The sequence below is a fragment of the Thalassotalea fonticola genome, from assembly GCF_032911225.1.
GTDB classification, from domain to species: domain Bacteria; phylum Pseudomonadota; class Gammaproteobacteria; order Enterobacterales; family Alteromonadaceae; genus Thalassotalea_A; species Thalassotalea_A fonticola.
Map to the genome: position 1 here is coordinate 2,002,264 of NZ_CP136600.1, position 22,233 is coordinate 2,024,496.

Annotated in this window: 20 protein-coding genes; 2 read left to right on the plus strand and 18 right to left on the minus strand. The window is 38.7% G+C overall.

What is annotated here, in order from left to right; genetic code table 11:
* Positions 1–5: 5 nt before the first annotated feature.
* Both ribF and murJ read right to left on the minus strand, forming a co-directional pair.
* Positions 6–938 carry a bifunctional riboflavin kinase/FAD synthetase gene (gene ribF, locus RI844_RS08125; RefSeq protein ID WP_348397944.1) on the minus strand — a complete coding sequence of 311 codons (933 nt, stop codon included), beginning with the start codon at positions 936–938 and terminating at the stop codon, positions 6–8.
* 482 nt (positions 939–1,420) lie between these two features.
* Positions 1,421–2,992, minus strand: a complete 1,572-nt coding sequence (gene murJ / locus RI844_RS08130; protein WP_348397945.1) for a murein biosynthesis integral membrane protein MurJ — start codon at positions 2,990–2,992, stop codon at positions 1,421–1,423.
* A gap of 239 nt (positions 2,993–3,231) precedes the next feature.
* Here murJ and rpsT point away from each other — a divergent pair, with 239 nt between their 5' ends.
* On the plus strand, positions 3,232–3,492 hold the full coding sequence (gene rpsT, locus RI844_RS08135; RefSeq protein WP_348397946.1) for a 30S ribosomal protein S20: 261 nt from the start codon (positions 3,232–3,234) through the stop codon (positions 3,490–3,492).
* A 199-nt stretch (positions 3,493–3,691) separates the two neighbouring features.
* On the opposite strand, the gene RI844_RS08140 is transcribed toward rpsT, so the two are convergent.
* From RI844_RS08140 to rppH, 5 genes are all read right to left on the minus strand, one after another.
* Entirely contained in the window at positions 3,692–4,543 is an 852-nt protein-coding gene (locus tag RI844_RS08140; protein ID WP_348397947.1) for a thymidylate synthase, read from the minus strand.
* The gene (gene lgt, locus RI844_RS08145) at positions 4,540–5,379 is read right to left on the minus strand and encodes a prolipoprotein diacylglyceryl transferase (protein WP_348397948.1); all 840 of its coding nucleotides are present in this window, start codon (positions 5,377–5,379) and stop codon (positions 4,540–4,542) included. Before lgt ends, RI844_RS08140 begins: the two co-directional genes overlap by 4 nt.
* Positions 5,380–5,392: 13 nt before the next feature.
* Positions 5,393–6,184, minus strand: a complete 792-nt coding sequence (locus tag RI844_RS08150) for a sulfite exporter TauE/SafE family protein (protein WP_348397949.1) — start codon at positions 6,182–6,184, stop codon at positions 5,393–5,395.
* A gap of 92 nt (positions 6,185–6,276) precedes the next feature.
* A complete protein-coding gene (ptsP, locus tag RI844_RS08155; protein WP_348397950.1) occupies positions 6,277–8,538 on the minus strand; it encodes a phosphoenolpyruvate--protein phosphotransferase in 2,262 nt (753 codons plus the stop codon).
* Positions 8,539–8,799: 261 nt separating this feature from the next.
* Positions 8,800–9,360, minus strand: coding sequence for an RNA pyrophosphohydrolase (rppH, locus tag RI844_RS08160; RefSeq protein ID WP_348397951.1), 561 nt, complete (start codon positions 9,358–9,360; stop codon positions 8,800–8,802).
* Between the two features lie 107 nt (positions 9,361–9,467).
* Between rppH and mutH the strand changes: the two genes are divergently transcribed.
* Positions 9,468–10,175 carry a DNA mismatch repair endonuclease MutH gene (mutH, locus tag RI844_RS08165; RefSeq protein WP_405054481.1) on the plus strand — a complete coding sequence of 236 codons (708 nt, stop codon included), beginning with the start codon at positions 9,468–9,470 and terminating at the stop codon, positions 10,173–10,175.
* A 152-nt stretch (positions 10,176–10,327) separates the two neighbouring features.
* On the opposite strand, the gene RI844_RS08170 is transcribed toward mutH, so the two are convergent.
* From RI844_RS08170 to RI844_RS08220, 11 genes are read right to left on the minus strand one after another with little or no spacing between them, the layout of a single operon-like run.
* Positions 10,328–11,236, minus strand: a complete 909-nt coding sequence (locus tag RI844_RS08170; RefSeq protein ID WP_348397952.1) for a D-hexose-6-phosphate mutarotase — start codon at positions 11,234–11,236, stop codon at positions 10,328–10,330.
* A 57-nt stretch (positions 11,237–11,293) separates the two neighbouring features.
* On the minus strand, positions 11,294–13,531 hold the full coding sequence (locus RI844_RS08175) for a tetratricopeptide repeat protein (RefSeq protein WP_348397953.1): 2,238 nt from the start codon (positions 13,529–13,531) through the stop codon (positions 11,294–11,296).
* Between the two features lie 9 nt (positions 13,532–13,540).
* Positions 13,541–14,509, minus strand: coding sequence for a type II secretion system F family protein (locus RI844_RS08180; protein WP_348397954.1), 969 nt, complete (start codon positions 14,507–14,509; stop codon positions 13,541–13,543).
* A gap of 2 nt (positions 14,510–14,511) precedes the next feature.
* The gene (locus RI844_RS08185) at positions 14,512–15,477 is read right to left on the minus strand and encodes a type II secretion system F family protein (RefSeq protein ID WP_348397955.1); all 966 of its coding nucleotides are present in this window, start codon (positions 15,475–15,477) and stop codon (positions 14,512–14,514) included.
* Positions 15,478–15,485: 8 nt separating this feature from the next.
* Positions 15,486–16,811, minus strand: a complete 1,326-nt coding sequence (locus RI844_RS08190) for a CpaF family protein (protein ID WP_348397956.1) — start codon at positions 16,809–16,811, stop codon at positions 15,486–15,488.
* Entirely contained in the window at positions 16,811–18,061 is a 1,251-nt protein-coding gene (locus RI844_RS08195) for an AAA family ATPase (protein ID WP_348397957.1), read from the minus strand. The genes RI844_RS08190 and RI844_RS08195 overlap by 1 nt, the downstream gene beginning before the upstream one ends.
* A gap of 29 nt (positions 18,062–18,090) precedes the next feature.
* Complete coding sequence (locus tag RI844_RS08200; RefSeq protein ID WP_348397958.1) at positions 18,091–18,576, minus strand: TadE/TadG family type IV pilus assembly protein; 486 nt, start codon at positions 18,574–18,576, stop codon at positions 18,091–18,093.
* On the minus strand, positions 18,573–19,046 hold the full coding sequence (locus tag RI844_RS08205) for a TadE/TadG family type IV pilus assembly protein (RefSeq protein WP_348397959.1): 474 nt from the start codon (positions 19,044–19,046) through the stop codon (positions 18,573–18,575). Before RI844_RS08205 ends, RI844_RS08200 begins: the two co-directional genes overlap by 4 nt.
* Positions 19,047–19,055: 9 nt before the next feature.
* On the minus strand, positions 19,056–20,447 hold the full coding sequence (locus RI844_RS08210; protein WP_348397960.1) for a pilus assembly protein TadG-related protein: 1,392 nt from the start codon (positions 20,445–20,447) through the stop codon (positions 19,056–19,058).
* A 15-nt stretch (positions 20,448–20,462) separates the two neighbouring features.
* Positions 20,463–20,738, minus strand: coding sequence for a hypothetical protein (locus RI844_RS08215; protein ID WP_348397961.1), 276 nt, complete (start codon positions 20,736–20,738; stop codon positions 20,463–20,465).
* Positions 20,739–22,220 (minus strand): type II and III secretion system protein family protein, encoded by a 1,482-nt coding sequence (locus RI844_RS08220; RefSeq protein WP_348397962.1) that lies wholly within the window; start codon positions 22,218–22,220, stop codon positions 20,739–20,741. It lies immediately after the preceding gene.
* Between the last annotated feature and the right edge of the window lie 13 nt (positions 22,221–22,233).

Below are 22,233 nucleotides of genomic sequence, written 5' to 3' on the forward strand. Positions count from 1 at the left end.
TAGTATTACTTATTCAGGCTAGCAATATAGTTGCGAGCTTGTTCACTATCTTTGGCTATTTGCGCAGTTAACTCATCTAAAGAGGCAAAGCGCTGTTCGGCGCGTAATTTTTTTAATAATGCCACTTCAATTTGTTGACCATACAAATCATTGTTAAAATCGAAAATATGTACTTCAAGTTGCTGTCTTATGCCATTAACCGTAGGCCGGGAGCCAATATTGGCAACGCCATAAACACTTTTACCTAAAGCGTTTGCTTTAACTACATATACACCGGCTACCGGTGATACGCAGCGTTTTAATAATACATTTGCAGTAGGGAACCCTAAGTTTCTACCCTGTTTATCGCCATGAACTACACGGCCGATAATACTGTACTCTCTGCCAAGCATTAACTCGGCGTCATGTAATTCATCTTGCTGGAGTGCTTTGCGAATTTCAGTACTTGAAATTCGACATTGCGACATTTTATAACTTTTAGTGTCAGTAACATCAAATCCAAACGTTTCACCGGCAGATTTGAGCATGGAAAAATTGCCTAAGCGGTTTTTACCAAAGCGAAAATCATCGCCAATAATTAAGTGCTTAACACCTAATTTATCTACTAATAAATCTTCAATAAACTGCTCGGCACTTTGACTAGCAAATTCATGGTTAAAATTGACACAAATAAGACGCTGTACGCCTAATTTTTTCAGCAAAATATATTTGTCACGTAAACGACTCAGCCTTGCTGGCGCCATTTGCGGATTAAACAGCTCTTGCGGCTGCGGCTCAAACACTAATACCGCTGGGATCAAATTAAGCTGCTGCGCTTTTTCTACTAAGGCTTTAACGACTCTTTGATGCCCAAGATGAACACCATCAAAATTACCAATTGTTAATACACAACCATTATGCGCATCACGAATATTGTGTATACCTCTAACTAGTTGCATCTATTGTATTAGCCCGTTGCTCAAAAAAGAGTTTATTTTGCATATTGAAAAACTGACGAATTATATACCCGTACGACCTCAGAGTGCAAGATTTCAGTGGGAGTTAAAAGCAATTTAGGCAAGGCATTAAATTTAAAGAATGGTTATTCCATTGTTAAAGTTAATAACGCGGCATAAATTACTTTTAAACCCACCGGAACGGAGTGTCTGAGCAATCCCACTTCATCGTTGCAGCAATTTGTAAGGGATCACCATTACTGTATAGCTGCGCCTTGAATTGAAATTGCTCAGCCACTCTGAAACATGCATCTGTGGTTGCACGGGTATATACCCGTGGGTATTTAAAGTGAATTAATAATCAGCACTTTAGCCAAAGATTGTGCAGATTTAACCGATATTTATTAATTTTTGTTGGCGCGAGCGTAAAAAAGCTAAATTTTTAGGGGAGCTCCTCCCTATTCAATTAATTATTTACATTATGCTTAAGAGGTTTTGCTGGTGAAGTGTTTCAGCCTTATTCCCACAATAGCACCACAAATAAAGTAAGTTATCGCACCAGTCGCAATTAAATAAACTAATTTTAATACTTGCGCACTGAATGTTAAAGTAAGCCAGATATCAAAACTCGGCGATAAATAATAAATGGTGCTTGCCATAACTAACGCTGAAAAAATTAGTCGCAATATTACCGACAAAGTGTTTTTATCAATATGATAAATACCCTTGCGACTTAACCCTTGATAAAGTAGAAATCCATTCAAAGTCGCAGACAGTGCAGTAGCAATTGCTAGACCTACATAACCAAATATTGGTGCCAACATTAAGTTGAACAGCATATTTGCCGCCATAGCTTTGATGCCTATAACAACGGGGGTTTTAGTGTCCTGGCGGGCGTAATAACCTGGAGCTAATACTTTAATAAACATGAAGCTTAATAGACCACTTAAATACGCATAAAGCGCAAATGATACTTGCATTACATCGTGCTCGGTAAACTCACCGCGCATGAACAGCACCATAATTATCGGCTGCGCTAACACCATCAACCCAGCCATAGCAGGCCAACCTAATAAACTTACAACCTTAAGAGCCCAGTCGATTGTCGATGAAAACTCTTGTGGATTTTGCTTGGCATGCAGTCTTGCCAAACTAGGTAAAATAACCGTAGCAATACCAATGCCAAACAAGCCGAGCGGAAACTCTAATAATCTATCCGCGTAATATAACCAGCTAATCGAACCTGTAATTAAAAAACTGGCAATTAAGGTATCAAGTAATAAATTGATTTGTGTGACAGATACGCCAAATAATGCCGGCACAATTAACTTGCGGATTTTTTTTACGCCGCCATGGCTCCATCCCCATGTAGGCTTAACTAACACTCCGGCTTTGATCAGAAAAGGGATTTGAAACAAAAACTGGGTTAAACCACCTAAAAACACTCCCCAAGCTAGAGCAAAAGCGGGCTGTTCAAAAGCAGGCGATAAATATATTGCCGCGCCAATAATACAAACATTAAGTAGTACCGGAGTAAATGCTGCTGCGGCAAATTTTCCTAATGTATTTAGTATCGCACCAGCAAGTGCGGTAAAACTAATAAACCAAAGATAAGGGAACGTAATAGTAAGCAATGATGAGGCTAAATCAAACTTTTCACTGTTCGGGCCATCAACAAGCCAATCTAAAAACCAACCAAATCCGAATAAGGCAACGAACACCGGTGATGCTATCATGCCAATGAATGTAACAATTGAAACCAATACTCCTAAAGTGCCACTTACTTTAGAAATTAATTCACGAGTTTCATTAGTACCATTTTTTTCATCCCGTTCTTGATACTCACTAAGCACAGGTACAAAAGCTTGTGCAAATGCACCTTCAGCAAAAAGACGACGGAGAAAGTTGGGGATTTTATTGGCAAAGAAAAATACATCCGCGCCAACCCCGGTGCCAATTTTATCTGCAATAACCACATCACGAACAAGACCTAAAACTCGAGAAATTAGCGTCATAAAACTGACGATAAGTCCTGATTTAAGCAGTTTCTTACTCAAAAATGATACTCCATTGTTATTTTTATTAGTTTTTAGTAAATAAATGCTGAGAACCTTAGCCCTCAGCTATTAATAATGTTATCATCTTCTTCTTTGAATGCCCTCTACAAACCGCATTTTTTGTTAAATAATTAGTTATTGAGTAATAATTCGATAAATAGTTTGACATCAACCGGAAAAAAAGGCATATTTCGTCGCCTTAAATTATGGCTATATTATTTTATTTTTAGGAGTCCACCTTGGCTAACTCAAAGTCTGCTAAGAAGCGCGCTGTCCAATCAGAGAAGCGTCGCCAACACAATGCAAGTCGTCGTTCAATGATGCGCACTTACTTGAAAAAAGTTATCGCTGCTATTGAAGCTGGTAACAAAGAAGCTGCAACTAAAGAGTTTGCTATTGCTTCTCCAATTTTAGATCGTTACGCAAGTAAAGGTTTAATACACGCAAACAAAGCTGCTCGTGTTAAGAGTCGCTTAAATGCTAAAATTAAAGCTCTTTAATTAGAACTTAAATTTTACGTTTTAAAAACCGGCTTTTGCCGGTTTTTTTGTTTCTAACGTCTGATTAAAATCGGACCAACCGGACTATAGGCTATTGGTTGGCGTGAATTTATTCGCGCGTTAAATAAGTATAATTAAGGGCAGTTCAAAATTAAATTTAATTTAGAACTGCCCCTAATTATTTAGTTTTTCGTAAAGGCTAAACTGAGAATGGGTATTGAATGGGGTCGTGATGCTCGTACCCTATCACCTCAAAATCATCCATAGTAACCCAAGTTTCCAAATCCTCTAATGATTTGATTTTAGGGTTAATTTTAAGCTGTGGTGAAGCTAATGGCTCACGCTTTAATTGCACGTTTTCCATTAGATCTAATTGGTCTTCGTAAATGTGGGCATTAACAATTTTATGGTAGGCAACACCAGCTTTTTGACCAGTAATTTGCGCCATAATGGCTAAGAATGCGAATACTTGAATTTGATTAAAGTTAAGGCCTAACGGCACATCACAACTACGTTGATAACTATTTAAATATAGCGTGCCATCAAGAAGTGAAAATTGATGCTGGAACATACACGGGCGTAGACACCCCATATGAAATTCACCGGGGTTATAAAAGCTGATGATCTCACCTCTGTCATCAATACCTTTACTTAGGTTATCAACAACCTTTTTAAGTTGATCTATCGAGCCGCCATCAGGTTTTGCCCAAGCTCTTCCTTGAACACCGTAAACTCGGCCCATATCATCCTCACCTTTACGATGCGGGTTATTTAACCAGGCTTGGTTTTCATTGGCATTGGCATTCCATGTTGGCGTGCCTAATGCTCTAAAATCAGCAGCATTATCAAATCCTCTGATGTACCCTAACAATTCTGCAATAGCGGCTTTATAGAAGCTTTTACGAGTTGTTATAATGGGAAATTCATTCTTGCCCACTTGATATTCTAAGTCGGCGTTAATCAGTGTTAAACAACGTTTACCGGTTCGGTCGTTACTTACCCATGAGCCTTCGTCAATAATACGTTGGCATAAATCTAAATATTGTTTCATTTTGCTTTGCTCTTTTTATTCTGGCTCTTGTTGTTCACAATAGGTTGATTATGGTTTAGTCCCCAAACAATCATAACTACACCAATTAAAACCATTGGTAATGAGAGCATCTGTCCCATTGAAATAAAACTGAAGTAAAAACCTAAATGCGCATCTGGCTCGCGGAAAAATTCAATTATCATTCTAAACAAGCCGTATCCGGCTAAAAACAAACCACTGGCAACGCCTGCCGCTTTGGTCTTTTTACCGACAAAATAAATAATTAAAAATAATACTAAGCCTTCTAGAAAGAACTCGTATAACTGTGAAGGGTGACGAGCTAAGCCAAGCCTATCAGTTGGAAATACCATTGCCCATGGCACATCAGTTTGACGGCCCCATAATTCAGCGTTGATAAAATTACCTATGCGGCCGGCACCTAAACCAAGTGGTACTAGTGGTGCAACAAAATCCCCTACCTGTAAAAAGCTTTTATTTTCTTTGCGAGCAAAAAATGCAATAGCTGTTATTACGCCAAGCAAGCCGCCATGGAAGGACATACCGCCGGTCCATATTTTAAAGAGATAAATAGGATCGCTAAGGAAATAATCAAAATTATAAAATAATACATAGCCAATTCGGCCACCTAAAATGACCCCTAAGAAGCCATAAAAGAGTAAGTCACTTACCTGGTCTCGAGTCCAAAGGCCATTGCTTTTATCAGCTGCTTTATTAGCAATAACCATTGCTAAAATAAAGCCAATTAAATACATGAAGCCATACCAACGAAGGGCGATTGGTCCGATTGAAAATATAATAGGGTCAATAATCGGAAATTGAATTGCAGCTAGGGTCATAAACGATCCAGTGTTAAATCATCATTTTTAATGCTACTAAAATTAAGAAAGCAGCAAAGACTTTTTTTATTGTTTTAACCGGCAGTTTATTAGCAAGTTTTACCCCATACCTTGCCAAAATTGTTGACGATGAGGCAATACCCAATACTGCCGGCCAGTATATATATCCTAAACTCCATTCTGGAAGGTTTGGATTATCAAGACCAGCAATCATAAACGCCATTGTGCCAAAAAGCGAGACAATCATGCCGCATGCAGTAGAAACACCAATGGCATGTAATAAATTAACGCCGCAATAGGTTAAAAACGGAATGAGAACTGCGCCACCACTGATCCCCATCAAACTAGCAATAATGCCAGTTCCGCCAGCCACGCCCTTTAACACATAATCTGAAGGTAATTCTCTATGTACAGTTTGGCGTATTGAAAACAACATGTAAGTTGCTAACGAAATAACAAAAGTAGCAAAAATAGCCGTAAGGGCTTCTTTAGGTAATAAGTCAGCAAGATTTGCCCCTACTACAGCACCAACAGCGACAAAAACCATTAATTTTTTCGTCATCTTCCAAGGTATATTACCTAACTTATGATGAGTAAATGCGGCGCTGCTAGATGTTACGACGATAGAGGCAAGAGATGATGCCAAGGCGATAGGCATAACAATATCAGTGTGTATACCTAATGTAGGTAAAAGCATAATAAGCACGGGGACAATAACTAAACCGCCACCAATACCCAATAAGCCAGCTAAAAAGCCAACTACAATGCCAAGTAACATACATACAAGAAAAACTGATAAAAACATTGGATACTCTAATGATTAAGAGTCTTAATTTTAACCCTAATTAGATGAAAATACTTATTAAATTAACTAAATTACTTATTAAATAAACTGAATTACTTACCGGCACGGACAAAACCACCTAATCCTAGTAATTCAAGTTGCTCATTTAAGTAATTATGCACCTGTTTTGCTGTGCTTAACATTAGACAATGGGATAATATTAATTGTGCCTGTTTATAATCTAAATGGCGTAAAACCCACTTAACTCGAGGAATATTGTGCGCATTCATACTTAATTTGTCATAGCCCATGGCCAGTAATAATAAGGCGCCGCCTGGTTCACTGGCAAGTTCGCCACATAAACTTAATTCAATTAACTCTACTTGCGCCTGCTCCGCAATTTTATTGAGCGCCCGTAATACTGCAGGATGATAGGAGTCGAATAATGGCGCGACTCTTGAGTTGTTTCTATCTACAGCCAAAAGGTATTGAGTTAAATCATTACTGCCAACGGAAAAGAAATCTACTTTCTTTGCAAGTTCTGATAATTGAAATATTACTGAAGGAACCTCAAGCATAATCCCCACTTTAGGTTTAGCTACCGCTACATCACTTTCATTACTTACTTCAAAATATGCCTGATTAATCAACCTGACAGCATCATCTACTTCTGTTGTTCCTGAGACCATAGGCAGCATTATTTCCAAGTTACCTAAGCCTATATTTGCCCTTAGCATTGCACGTACTTGTACTAGAAAGATTTCTGGATGATCGAGGGTTATTCGTATGCCGCGCCAGCCTAAAAATGGGTTATCTTCACTTATAGGAAAATATGGTAATGCTTTATCTCCGCCAACATCTAATGTGCGCATAACAACAGGTTGCCTGGGAAAAGAGTTCAAGACCTTTTTATATAAGGTAATTTGTTCGAGTTCCGATGGAAAACAGCTACGTTCCATAAAAGGAATTTCTGTACGATATAAGCCGATACCAATAGCACCATTTTTCATCGAATCATCAAATTCAGCACCTAATCCAGCATTTAATAATAGCTCAATTGATTTACCATCTTTAGTAATTGCAGGCAGATCAATAACTTGCTTAACTATTTCTTGAAGTTCGTCTTCTTCACGTACCAAATGTTGATATTCATTTAACGTTGCTGTGTCAGGTGATAAAAATATTTCACCGGAATAACCATCAATAATCGCGTTCTTTTGTTGAAAACTGGAAAGTGGAATATTACCTACGCCCATTATTGCAGGGATGCCAAGCGCTCGCGCTAAAATAACCGCGTGAGAATTTGTCGATCCTGATAATGAAACTATCGCTTTTAACCCCTTGTGCTGATATTCAGCTATTAAAGATGCAGTCACCTCTTGTGCTACTAAAATCATATTCTCTGGCGGGGTAGGCTTATTGATGTCTTCCTGCTGTAAATGAAATAATACTCGATTACCAAGGTCTTTAATGTCTGTAGCACGCTCTCGAATGTAAAGATCATCTACTGATTCAAATTGCACCACATATTGTTCAATCACTAACTTTAATGCACTTTCAGCGTTCCAACCGATATTTATTTTCGCCAGTATCTCGTCCCCCAAACTGGCACTTTCTAGCATATGCTCATACATTTCGAAAATATCTAATGCATCTTCAGGAATAGCCCCCTGCATACGATCGCTCATTTGCCTAAGGTCGCGTTTCGTTTTAATTACCGCATGTTGAAAAACTTTAGTTTGACTACTGGGTTGGTGCACCTTAGTTAAGCTGACACTGCTTAATTGAGCTTTCGGGTAACTTACATAAAAGTTACCTATGGCTAAACCAGGAGAGCCTGGAATGCCCTGCACATATTGACGATTTTTCTGTTTTATATTTCGACTTAAAATACCTTTTGTTTCTGCATTGGCAATTGCAATCGCTAACTGAGCAGCAATTGTAACTAAAAATGCTTCTTCATTTTCACTAAACTCTCGAGCTTGCTTTTGCTGAACTGATAAAATGCCTAACACCCGACGTTGGTGAATAATGGGGGTACCTAAAAAGGCATTAAAATCTTCCTCCTGAACTTCTGGTGCCTCTTTAAAACGAGGGTGTTGCTGGGCATTGGCAATGTTGATAGGCTCTTCGCGCTGGCCAACTAAGCCAACCAAACCTTCAGAGAACCCAATGGCAACACGGCCAAGGGAAGCTTTAGCTAAGCCATCAGAGGCCATTAATAGAAAGTGTTCTTGTTCATAATCAGCTAGGTAAACAGAGCAACACTCAGTAGTCATAGCTGTTTTAACTTGCCCAACCATATTTTGTAAGGCTGTATCAAGCTCAGGTTCTTGCCCGAATGCTAAAACTATTCTACGTAACGTGGTTAACATAAGTTCCTTGCTGGGCTGAAATTAATTAAACGTTTCTTTTAGTTGAAGTTTTTTATTTAGATTGATCAGTATAACCTATTTAACGAATATCTAAAAATGGCAAATTATTGGCTGAAAATAAATACTAATATGATTTGTGCCACAGGCTTCTAGGTCTGATAAATTGAATCTATCCCCCTTAAAACAATAAAACTGTATAACTTGCGTTATACAGTTTTAATTTACTAAGTTCATTTACTAACTTATTTTACATAATGATCACTAACCAGTGCGTCTTCTATTGTCACGACGATGATGAGATCCGCGGCGATGTCTGTTTGGCTTACGTTCATTACCTTCAGCTTTAAAAGGTGCTAAAGCGATAGGTGCAAACTCTTTCATTACTCGGCGATATACATCGCGTTTAAATGAAACCACCTGGCGTACAGGATACCAATAACTTACCCAACGCCAATCATCAAACTCAGGGTGACCTGAATGCAATAAATCTACTTCATCATCAGCACAAGTAAGTTTTAACAAAAACCACTTTTGCTTTTGACCAATACACATGGGTTTACTTTCATGTCGTATTAATCGCTTTGGTAGACGATACCTCAGCCAATGTTTTGTACTGGCGATAATTTCCACTTGATGTGGTTTTAAGCCAACTTCTTCATGCAGTTCACGAAACATGGTTTGCTCGGTTGTTTCACCTTCGTCAACACCACCTTGTGGATACTGCCAAGAATGCTGGCCATATCGTCTAGCCCAAAAAACCTGGCCTTTACCGTTTGTAATCACTATGCCGACGTTGGCTCTATAGCCTTCGGCATCAATCACATGAACTCCCGTTCAATTTTTTACTATAAAATGATTGTTCCACAAACTTTAGCTGTGAGCAAATAAAACACTGAAATTAATTTTATTCTAGGTGTTTTTTGAGCATAATATTGATAAACAAAGATAACAAGTTCAAGCCTTTGACTAATTACCGCCCAGAAACAGAACAGCAACTTATAAAACACGCGCAAAGCATCGCGGGATTAACCCTTGGCGATCTTGCGGCTCAAGCTGGAGTTGTAGTTCCTGATAACTTAAATAGAGAAAAAGGTTGGATTGGTTTATTACTTGAAAAAGTTTTAGGTGCCAGCGCTGGTTCATTACCCATGCCCGACTTTCCAGATTTAGGCATAGAGCTTAAAACCCTGCCAATAAACAGAGAAGGCAAACCATTAGAAACTACGTTCGTATGTGTAGCACCATTAAAAGGCATTACCGGTATGACCTGGGAAAAATGTCACTTAAAGAATAAATTGGCAAAAGTATTATGGGTACCGGTGATCTCTGAGCGGCATATCCCTATTAAAGAGCGAATTGTCTGCACACCATTTTTATGGCAACCAAACCAAGATGAAGAACAATTATTAGCACAAGACTGGCAAGAGCTAACTGATATGATAGCTCTTGGCCGAGTAGAAGAAATAAATGCGAAATATGGTCAAGTGTTACAGCTTAGACCTAAAGCGGCAAATTCAAGTGTAAAAACCCAAGCGTTTGATTCACAAGGCAGACCTTTTCAAACTCTACCCAGAGGATTCTATTTAAAAATTCCATTTACGCAAATGCTGTTAAACAACAACCTACGGGTAAATTGACAACATAGAAACTAGTTACGAGAACGTTCATTCAATACTACATAGCTTATCACTGCGAGAAACGAAAAGCTTAGGCTGTGCCATTATTGCCGCAACGGTTTTAGGCTGCGTACTCTTTCATAAGTAACTTTAGTCAATTAAAAAATTGGGAATTAGAGTTTATAAACTTGAACTTCTTGGCTTAGTGATAACTTTTCACCTTTAGCAACAGTTATCCAATTAGTATTTGCCGCTTCTAAACATACAAATTCATCTTCGCCTTGCTGATGGATATCAGCCATGCCGGCAGCTATATTTATTCCTGGATTCCACAACACCCACTGAGCAGAATTTGACTTTTTGATCTCGATGGCTCGCTTCCAACCTTTATCAAACAAGGTCATAGATGAATTATGATGATAAATTTTATCAATAGGGCCAGTACAATTAAATACATCGGCAGGTGCGCAACCTAGCAATTGATTGATTTTGTCATCAAAACTGGCTGAGTTTAAATCCGGAATAGCAATATTAGCAGGATTACTGACACTAAAATAACTGTGTAGAGCATTAGAGAACTGAAAGTCTTTATGACTCAAGTTTTCAATAATAAGTTGCTGACTAAAAGTAGTTGAGAACATTAAAACTTGTTTTACACTAAACTTGTAAGACCAAGATGGTGAACAATTTTCGCCTGATAATTCAAGTTCTATCTTGATACCTTCAGAGCTAATATCAATACCACTAAGCTGCCAAATACTTGTTCTTGCAAAGCCATGGTTACCAGCTCCATTGTACGGGCCAAACCAAGGCCAACAAATTGGCACGCCACCTCGAATTGCTTTTCCTTGTTGAAGTTGAGTCTTTTTGCTCATCCAAAACACTTCCTCATGGCCTTTTGGCTGCCAACTTAATACGTGACCACCGTGTAACGTTAAATGAGCGGAAAATAATTCGTGAGTAAGTAATAACTCAGAAAAATTTGAGTCCAACTTTGATTCAACCACTTCACCATATTCATTTTTTGCAAGGCTTGTAACTTCTTTAGTATTCACTTCTATTGGTATCAATTTTATATCCATTAAAATCCGAACGAGCGGAATTTATCTATTCGTTATTTATGTTTGGGGGCTCAACTATTAAAGGTTTTTCTCAGATACGCCTGTCTGTACCATTTTGATATCATCAGTAGAGCTGAGTTCTAATTCATCGAGTTTAACAGTCGGCTCAGCTTTAAATAATTCAAATTCATGCTTCGCTTGTTCCTGTGCTAATTTATCTTGAGCAGCTTTTACTTGTGCTATTTCTCTTTGCTTCAGCTTCTCATGTACAAGTTTATCATGAGCTGACTTTTCTTGTGCTAACTTTATTTGTGCCAGTTTCTGTTGTGCAACGTCTTCTTGGAGCTGCTTATCTTGCGCCAATTTGTCTTGAGCAGCTTTTACTTGGGCGAGTTTTTCTTGAATAGCTTTTTCTTGTGCCAGCTTATCTTGTGCTAGTTTCTCTTGAGCGACTTTTACTAATGCCAGCTTAACTTGAGCCGATTTATCTTGCGCGGCTTTTTCTTGAGCAAGTTTATCTTGCACAGCTTTTTCCTGCACTAATTTCTCTTGAGTAGCTTTTTCTTGTGCTAGTTTATCTTGTGCTAATTTCTCTTGAGCAATTTTTACTTGAGCTAGTTTCTCTTGAGCAACTTTTTCTTGTGTCAGCTTATCTTGCGCTAATTTCTCTTGAGCGACTTTGACTTGGGCTAGTTTCTCTTGAGCAATTTTTTCTTGTGCCAGTTTATCTTGGGCTAATTTCTCTTGAGCGACTTTGACTAATGCTAGCTTAACTTGAGCCGACTTATCTTGCGCGGCTTTTTCTTGTGCTAATTTCTCTTGAGTAACTTTGACTTGGGCTAGTTTCTCTTGAGCAATTTTTTCTTGTGCCAGTTTATCTTGGGCTAATTTCTCTTGAGCGACTTTGACTAATGCTAGCTTAACTTGAGCCGACTTATCTTGCGCGGCTTTTTCTTGTGCTAATTTCTCTTGAGTAGCTTTTTCTTGTGCGAGCTTATCTTGGGCCAATTTCTCTTGAGCAGCTGTTACTTTAGCTAGTTGCTCTTGAACAGTCTTTTCTTGTGTCAACTTATCTTGGGCAAGTTTCTCTTGTGCAATTTTAACTTGTGCTAGTTTTTCTTGAACAGCTTTTTCTTGTGCCAGCTTATCTTGGGCCAATTTCTCTTGAGCAGCTTCTACTTGGGCAAGTTTTGCTTGAGCAACTTGTTCTTGTGCCAGCTTTTGTTCAAGGTTAGGTGACTTTATATTAAGTTCAGCCCCAGGTTCATTATTTTCGACTTTAGTTTCAGAAAGCTCTTCTTGCTCTTCTAATCCTTGTGTTTCTTGTTTTTGCAACCAAAGCTCTCGCTTTTTCATCTGTACTTGCTCTATATTCGCATATGCTTTTATAAAGTAACTCGGCGACATATCAATCGCTTTTTGGAAAAAATATTCCGCTTCATCTAAGCGCCCTTCAAGCATGACAAAATAACCTAAATCGTTATAGGCTTCATACTCACTCATAACTTGCTTAAAGGTTTTTATTGCTCGACTGTACTGCCCTTTACGAGCATAAACTAAGCCTAAATTGCTCCATGCCCGCTTAAAATTAGCATCGACACTGATAGCTTTACGGTAATATTTCTCCGCAACGGTTAAATCACCTGTTAGGTAGTAGGAATAACCAATATTAGACAGTATATTCGCAGAGCCGTCATCAAACTTTAATGCCAATTTATAATAGATACGTGCTAACTCAAAGTTTTTATTGATATCCTCAATGATGCCAGAAACATTATAAGAGTTGACAGGGGAGTCTTTATCTAAAGAGTGGTAACCATCAATTTTAGCGCTGCCTAAGGTAGTCAATCGTTTCTGGTCCAATAATATGGCTTTTTGTAAATGTCCCTGTGCATTTTTATATTGTCGGTTTTCCATCTCTATAACCCCAAGAGATTGATAAGCCAATACATTATTCGGATCAGCTGCCAACGCTTCGGTATACGCTCGCACAGCTATCTTATTATTACCTTGCTTGTCATGGATTTTAGCGATTCGAAATAATGCTTGGGCATTATTCGGATCAAAATCTAAACATTGAATGTAATAATAAAGCGCTTTATCGATATCCCCTCGTTGTTCAGCATCGACAGCCAATTTTAGAGCTTCATCGAGAGTTTCACTGGTAATGCCGTTACTTTTAGCGCCTTCTCCAAACAAATCATCGCGGGCATAAGTATCGAAATTTTTCTCAGAATCCGGTGTTAACTCACAGCCACTAATAAATAGCAACGCAGTAAAAGTTATTACTAATTTTTTTATTATTTTAATATTCATTAAATGCTCCTAAAATGCTTCACCCCATACTGCCATTACTTTCAGAACAGCTGGACCTACCGCAACAATAAAGAATGACGGCCAAATACAAAACATCATTGGGAATATCATTTTCACCCCCAATTTTGCCGCTTTTTCTTCTGCCTCTTGCAAACGCTTATCACGATACTCATCAGAATAAATCCTTAATGTTGCGGCAATACCAGTACCTAAACGTAAACTTTGTACTATCACCGAGTTTAGGCCACGAATATCTTCTAAGCCAGTGCGTTCACTAAATTCATGTAGCGCTTCTTGCAGAGTCAAGCCGACCCGAACTTTAGTGCATACCAAATTTAATTCGTGCGCCAGTTCTGGATGAGCGTACTCCAACTCTTTACTCACTCGCTGAAAGGCTTCCAGCAAACCTAAACCAGATTCAGTACAGACCACCAATAAATCGAGCGCATCGGGGAAGTTACGCCGTAAATTGAGCATTCTTCGCTGGGCTAATTGAGTTAAAACAATGCCAGGTAATAGGTAGCACCCACCTAAAATCAAAGCGACCAAATATAAGCTGATAAATGTGGATAAATTAGGGAATTGTTGCAAAACCAGTACGGAAATAGTGGCTCCAACTAGCAGCAATAACAATTTTAACGCATTATAAATTTTCAAAGCATTTTCAGAGTGAAGACCGGCATGAATGAGTAACCGCTTGGTTTTATTATCACCAGAGAATTCAAGCTGTAAAAATGACATTTTATCTAGAGAATGTTCTAAGGTATTGGTGAAACTTTCATTGCTCTGTTGAACACTTCCAGGAGACGACTGCAGTTTTTGTAACTGTAGACGAACCGGAGAATACACCCCAGAGATAAAAAAGGTTAGCGCTATTGCAAAAGTGAGTCCGGCAAAACCAGCAATAATATAAATAGCCCACTGCGCTGCTTGTGGATCTTTAACGATACTATTTATTAAACCAATGAAATATTCCATGGTTAAACCTCTATTTGAATGATTTTATTGATCCACCAAATGCCGATTATCATGCCGAAAATCCCCCACTTAATTAAATTAATGCCATTGGGAGTCGAGATTAGCGTTTCTACATAAGATGGGGTAGAAAAATATATCACCGCGAACAACACAAATGGAGTTAGAATTAATACCCAACCAGAAAGCCTTCCTTCGGCAGAAAGAGTTCTAACCCTGCGTTTAAATTTAAAGCGCTGGCGAATAATTCGAGCAATGTTTTCAATTTTTTCAGCTAAATTCCCTCCTGTTTCTTTTTGAATACTCACTGCGCTAGCAAACCCCATCGCTGAAGTAGTTGGCACTCGATGGACGAAGGTTAACAGGGCGGTTTTTACATCACTGCCATAGTTAATTTGTTTAAACATCAAATTAAACTCTTCGGCTAATTCACCTTTAGTTTCATCACATACTAGTTTTAATGATTCAGAAAATGCATACCCGGCCTGCAAACCTCGCTTTAAAACGTCTAAGGTTTGGGGAAATTGCTCTTCAATTTTTTCTAGCCTGGCACTAATATCTCGATTCAATTTAAGATGAAAGCCGATAGCGATGATAATTGCTGAAATAAGAACAAAAAGAGGATCAAAGGTAAACAACCAAACCAACGGTGTTATTAAGGCAATAAAAACAATGCCAATAAATACGTATTGATGACCAAATAAACTCTTACCGCCCATATCTAATTTACGGGTTATACTGGCAAAAAAATCCATTTGTTCTAATTTTTTAAAAACGGCAGGCAGTTTTTCCAATCTATGGTTCAACACCAGGTCTACCTGCAGCTCATCTACAGCGGCTAATTGATCCAGCTGTTTTTTTAATTGCCTAGTTTTTGCCCGTTGTGGGCTATAAACAGAAACAAATAATGTCTGTGACATAAAAATAACAGCCCCAAATACCAACAATAAAAAAATTACTTGATTACTCATAACGCCCCCTAAAAGTTTAAGCCATTCATTTCAAGCCCAAAAATCGAAATTGGCAAACTAATTCCTTTTGCCTTAAGTTGTTTATGGAAGTTAGGCACAACTCCTGTTGGCTTAAAGTCGCCGATTATATTTCCTGCTTCATCTTTACCGGTACGGACAAAGGAGAATATTTCTGACATAGTGATAATTTCGCCTTCCATGCCATTAATTTCTTGAATGCTAGTAACACGTCGACGACCATCTTCTTGCCTTTGCAGCTGGATGACGAGATTGATAGCCGAAGCAATTTGGGTTCTGATATTTTTAACCGGCATATCAAACCCCCCCATACAAACCATATTTTCTAACCTTCCCAATGCATCCCTAGGAGTATTGGCATGTAAGGTAGTTAAAGAGCCTTCATGGCCAGTATTCATTGCCGTTAACATATCAATTGCTTCAGACCCCCGTACTTCACCAATCACGATTCTGTCGGGGCGCATACGTAGTGTGTTTTTAACTAGGTCTCGCTGTGTTACCTCGCCTTTACCTTCGATATTAGCAATTCGGGTTTCCAGTCTTACCGTATGAGGTTGCTGTAGTTGTAATTCAGCAGAATCTTCTATGGTGATAATTCTTTCCTCTTCTGGAATATAACCTGAAAGAATATTCAATAACGTGGTTTTACCACTACCGGTACCACCGGAAATTAAAATATTTAATTTGCCTAACACCGCGGCTTGAATTAATTGCCCCATGTGCTCACTCATTGAGTTAAATTGGATAAGTTGTTCTGCTTTCAACTTTTCCACAGTAAATCGTCTAATTGAAAGCGATGGACCATCTAATGCCAGAGGAGGAATGATGGCATTAACGCGAGAACCATCTTTTAATCGAGCGTCAACCATAGGTGATGATTCATCAATTCTTCGCCCTACGCTTGATACAATTCTATCGATAATATTAAGTAGGTGCTTATTGTCATAAAACTGCACGGCTACCTTTTCCAGCTTGCCCTGTTTTTCGACAAATATATTATCGAAACGATTCACTAAAATATCGGAAACACTCGGATCTGAGAATAACGTTTCTAATGGACCAAGCCCGAGTACTTCATCATTGATTAATTTGATAATTTTTTGACGGGTAAGCAAAGTTAGAGGTTTAGAAACTTCATTCAGCAATTGATTGCAAATTTCACTGATTTGCTCCCTAGCTTGTTGTTCACCCATAGTATCCAAAACAGATAAATCAAGCATTTTCAGCAACTTAGAGAATACACCTTGTTTAATTTCTAAATCTTGAGTATTTAAAGAATCGTATTGCTGTGCTTCTTTAGTTTGTATTAATTCCATTATTTACCCCCTGTAAGTTTTGCCCAAAAACTTTTCCGATTTTTACCAAAGTCGATTTCCAACGGAATGAGCTCTGAAATAATACGTATCAAATCTTGCTCAATGTGTTCGGTATTGGCCAAATCTTTAATTGATTTCCCCAAGTCGGTACAAGAACTCGCTAACTGATAGTCATTGCCTACCACAAACACGGAATCGATTCCGACACTTTTTTTAAGGTCATCAATTGAAATAGAACTGTGCTTTTCAGAAAAGCGATTCAACAGTAAATGAATTTTTTCTGTTGCCATCCCCATAGTGTTTTTTAAGTATTCCACCAAGGCTTTGGTTTCTCGAATACTGAGAATATTCTGTTGTACAACGACCAAAACGCAATCAGAAGTTTCAATAATAGGAATGGATAAAGGCTCTAGACCTCTTGATAAGTCAGCGACTAATAATGGATAATTGAGACGTAGTTTATTTAATAATTGATTAATTTTATTTGGATCTACCTGTGACATGCAATCTATCTGAGAATAGGGTTTCACCGGCAGTAAACTCAAATTTTTACGTTTAGTCATCATACTTTTTACTGCGGTTTGGTCGAGTTCAGCTACATCTTGTAGGGCATCATCTAAATAATATTCTGGCTTAAATCCCAAAATGTCTGCCAACGAACCATGCTGCAGATCGGCATCAAATAATGCTATTTCATATTCACTAGAATGAGTAATCACTTGCCCGAGGCAATTGGTAATAAAACTGGCGCCTGAGCCCCCCTTACCATTAATAATAGAAATTACCGGCGCAAGATCAACGTGCACTGATAATTGCTGAGAAATATTTTTGATCGCGGGCAGAAGATCATTTTCAACGGTTGATAAGGAAATGAAATCTTTCACCGAAAATTGAATTGCTTTGCGCAATAACGTTTGTGGTAAATTGTCACCAATTAAAATAATACTGACATCACTATTAGCAACTTTCTCGATATCAATTAAAGTTTGTTGTTCGTTGCCGGTAAAAACAACTAAAGCAATTTGATATTCTTTCACCATAAAGGTTACTTTTTTTTCTTCTTCTAACGTCAGGTTTTTGACATTAGTTAGCAGGCCGGTAATGCCTTCTCTTATATAAGCTTCCTCACAAATCAACAAAGCTCTAACATTTATTGGCAAAACCATGGCACGATGTTCCTTGTTCGCACTAAGCACAGCGGGTTCTAAACTTAGTGCTGTAGAATCAAACTTGAAAATTTTTTTATCCATGAAAATCACTCCTTAACTACTTAATTATGTTATATACAAGTGGTATAACCTACACCGGGAATCGCCCCTAAGCTTTCACTGACTAGTGTTGTGGAAAATGTTGGCGAATTTAGTGTTAAAAATAAACCGGGAATAATGAGCTCGTGTTGGTAATCAATAATTTCAGCACGAACCAGGCGAATTTCGTGAATAGCCGTCGCAGGAACACCGTCAATGTCTAAATAGGTGATGTTCAAATTATCTGCGGTTAAATTGGGGATCATTGAAATATTACCAAAACTCGCTAGATTGGTGACGCCTAGCGGCTCAGTAATTGAAGTCAAATCGCTAGTATCGCTGAGTAAATTACAAACTGTGGCTAACCTTGCTCCTCGTCTTGAAACTTCGGTGAGAATATTCCAGGTAAACAGGAGCCTTGATATTTCTAACGCAGCAAAAAATATCAGAAAAAAAAGACTACCAACAATGGCGAATTCAACCGTATACATGCCTTGATGTTTTTTAAGCTGCTTCATAACGCTCTCATCGTATAGTTAACAACCAAAGGAAATGACAAATCTACAGTATCTGCAGATACAAAAGTATTTAAAGAGCTGCCAAATATTGGTTGCCAATTGTAGGTAACAGTTAAGGTTACGTAATAAATACTAGGATCAAGAGGATCTGCTGCGCCAACTAAAGAAATGGTAGAACTAGTAATATTGGGTAGTATTTCCGCGCTGGCCTGATCTTCGCCATAGCGCAATAAATTTTCTGCAATAGGAGCCATACCATCAACTGCTGCTTGAGTAGCAATGGTACTACCATCAACCACATCGGAAACAGTGTAGCGTAACGCATCCCTAACTAAATGATTTAAGGCATTGTATTGATATAACAACCGAGAAAATTCAGCAGTGGCAAAGATTAACAGTAATAAAAACGGTAAGATCATCGTCAATTCTATGACTGCCAGACCTTTTTGTCGCTTAATTAAATGACTCATTTTCATCTCCTACGAGTCTGAACTGCCAGGAACATGATATAAAACAAGGGTATGTGGCCCATTAGCTTCAGCATCACCAGATGGCCAACCATTGCCGGTGCAATTCTCGATAAACTCACCAACAACGTAAGATTCGTTACCTTTTTGCGCGGTCTCTTGCGTTAAAAAGAAACAACCAACACCCAAAAAATCAACCGTATTGCTGCCATTCGCATCACCGGTACATTCGCCAACTACAATTCTTATTATTCTTCGCCCAGGCACTGCTATAGTATCTGATGGGTCCGCATCCCAGTCACCCGTTTCATTATCAGTACAACTTGGGCTGAGTAAAGAATTATCTGCCACATAGTTGTTATGAGTATATATTTCTGGATAAAACAAGCTGTTACCATCCCCATCTAGTGTATCAATGGGAACTGCTACGCCATCAACTTCCACGTAAGGAGTGCCAAAATCATCTAACTCTATCCTTTTACCTTGGCAAGCATTAGGATCTCTCGGGTATAAATATCGGTTCTGATTCATTGGCCCGTCGTATTCACCTAAACGAGTATTCAAACCTTGAGCAACCGGCCCTACAGTATTTCCCGTCTCAGTTGGCACCTCTGAATCAGACACTAAATCGGGATCTTCACTAGGAGTGTTAAAGCACATTTCACCGGCACCATCATTGCCGCCAGCCATGGCATCCCTAATATCGTCGGCGCCATTAGAACCTTCGAACTTTATTAATTGAAAATTGCCCGGACCAATTTGTGAGTCTGGATTTGAATCCATTTTCATCACTTCGAGATTACCCACTTCAAAACCAAATAAATCTGGATCTAAACCGGCTGGTATTTCATCTTTCGGCGTTCCGCAAACCATCATAGGAACAAGATCGTTAAAACAATAGGTTATCGCGGTACTCGGTCCGGCAAGAGCAGTCACTGAGATAGTTTTATCGAAGTTAAAAATATTCGCGAGAAAATTCGATAAATTCAAATCAGATATTTGCACTCGCACAAATCTGGCATTTGCTTCTGTAGTAGAAATAAAAGGATCAGGTAGAAGGGAAAACTCCACTAATAACTGCGGCGTAATTTGGTTACTGGTGGTAGTTACAGCGGAGTCAGTTACATCCAATGCAGCTAAAATCTCTGCCGCATCATTATGAGCAAGGTTTCGTCTTAACATCTTAACAACGGCTAATCTGGCCTCATCATGGCCTTTATTTTCATCAAGTGTTTTTGCTGCATTTAAGGCTGATGCATCGGCATAGTTTTGCAGACGATTATTGTTTAACAGCAGGTGCCCGCCGTCTAACGCTAACGCAGACAAACCGATTAAGGCAAATAAGCCAATAGTAAACATTATCAGAATATTGCCTTTTTGCTTAAAAATCACTAGTTGCTTCATAATATACTCTCTAATTTAACCACCAGAATTAAGCGCTTTCTGCGCCGTGGCACTAGTTCTTCCTTCTTTTGACTCGTAATTTCCTGTTTGATAGCTATTAATCACTTTTTTTCCATAATTTCCATCAAGATCATTGACAATACCGGCATTATTTTCAGGAGCCATAGGATCAAGAATTTGTTGTTCATTTATCTTTGCGTATGCACCTGAGATAGGATATTCATTGGTTGAAGTACACCCCACCAGCATGGCAATAGTTATTAAAGGAATTAATTGAAAGGTTTTCATCATTTATTCTCCGCTCTCTTCAGGGCTAAGTTCATGACCATATGTTGACTGGGTGCCACCGTCATCAGGTAACATTTCCTGGCCTTGATCATCAATTTGATTAGGTGACTTTTCATCTTCTTGTTTAGGTTGTACTTTTTTCGTCATGCTTCCGAGTAAATAAAACTCCAGATCAGATACTGGAACGAAATTATCTGTGGGTAATTCAACACCGTTTTTATTAAAGGGACGAACTAAGCGAGGCGTTACCATAATTACCAGCTCGGTTTGACCCTTAACAAATTCTTGGCTTCTAAATAATTGGCCTAAAACTGGGATATCACCGAGGCCAGGAATTTTATCAACGCCCTCCCGCAAGGTATCGCTGATCAAGCCACCGATAGCAATGGTTTGGCCGTCACCCAATTCAACCGTAGTTGCCGTTGTTCTTTTAGTAATTGATGGGACAATCAAGGTAGAGTTAGTATCATCAGGCGTAACACCTAAGGCACCAGTAGTACTTAATTCACTAACGAGTACATTAAGATTTAAATTGATTTTTCCAGAATCCAGGACTGTTGGAATGAAACTTACACCAACCCCAAAGTCGCGGTATTGAATGGTAATGCCATCACGGTTTGGCACCGGAATGGGATATTCACCACCAGATAAAAATTCCGCTTTTTGGCCACTTAATGCAGTTATGTTAGGCTCTGCTAAAATTTTGGCTAAGCCATGCTGTTTGGCTACATCGAACGCGAAGTTAAGTAACATGTCACCACTTAAATAAGTGCCAAAGAAACCGCTTGAGATGCTGGAGTCCAATCCTAAAGCATCAAAAAAATCGCCACCATTAATAATCCCGCCAGAGCCATCATTACCATCAAAGCGCATTAACATTTTAGAATCTAACCGTCGAGCTACTTCACTTTGAACCTCGGCGACAGTAACTTCAAGCATAACTTGCTGACCACCACCTACGCTGAGCATGTTTAACACTTCACTTTTTGTTTTACCAACACTAGCAGCTTCTGCATAAGAGCGGGCCAGTTCAACGGCCATATTCATTTTTGTTAAAGACGATGATTGACCACTTAATACAAGCTGACCTTGTGAACTTTCGATACCGATTTGTTCTTTCGGCAGATAATTATAAAAACGTTCACGCAAACCATTTAAGTCATGGGAAACCTCAAGGTTAAAAATATCGACTACTTTGTCGTTTTCATCCCAAATAATGACATTGGTATGTCCTAACGTTTTACCGACAACATATAGCTCATCATCTCGTAGCACTAATATATCGGCAATATCGGGATTCCCGACCGAAACCCGATGAACATCGTGTTTCATTTTTAAATTTCTAGATTTAAAAATAGGAAGCTTTACTGTGTTGTCTTCTTTTGCAGTTGGACCGCCAGCTACCGCCACAGGCATATTCCAACCGCCTGAAACTAAAATTAGGGTCAAAACTAAAAAAGGTACTACTGTTGATATTATTTTCATTGTTGTAGGCCTT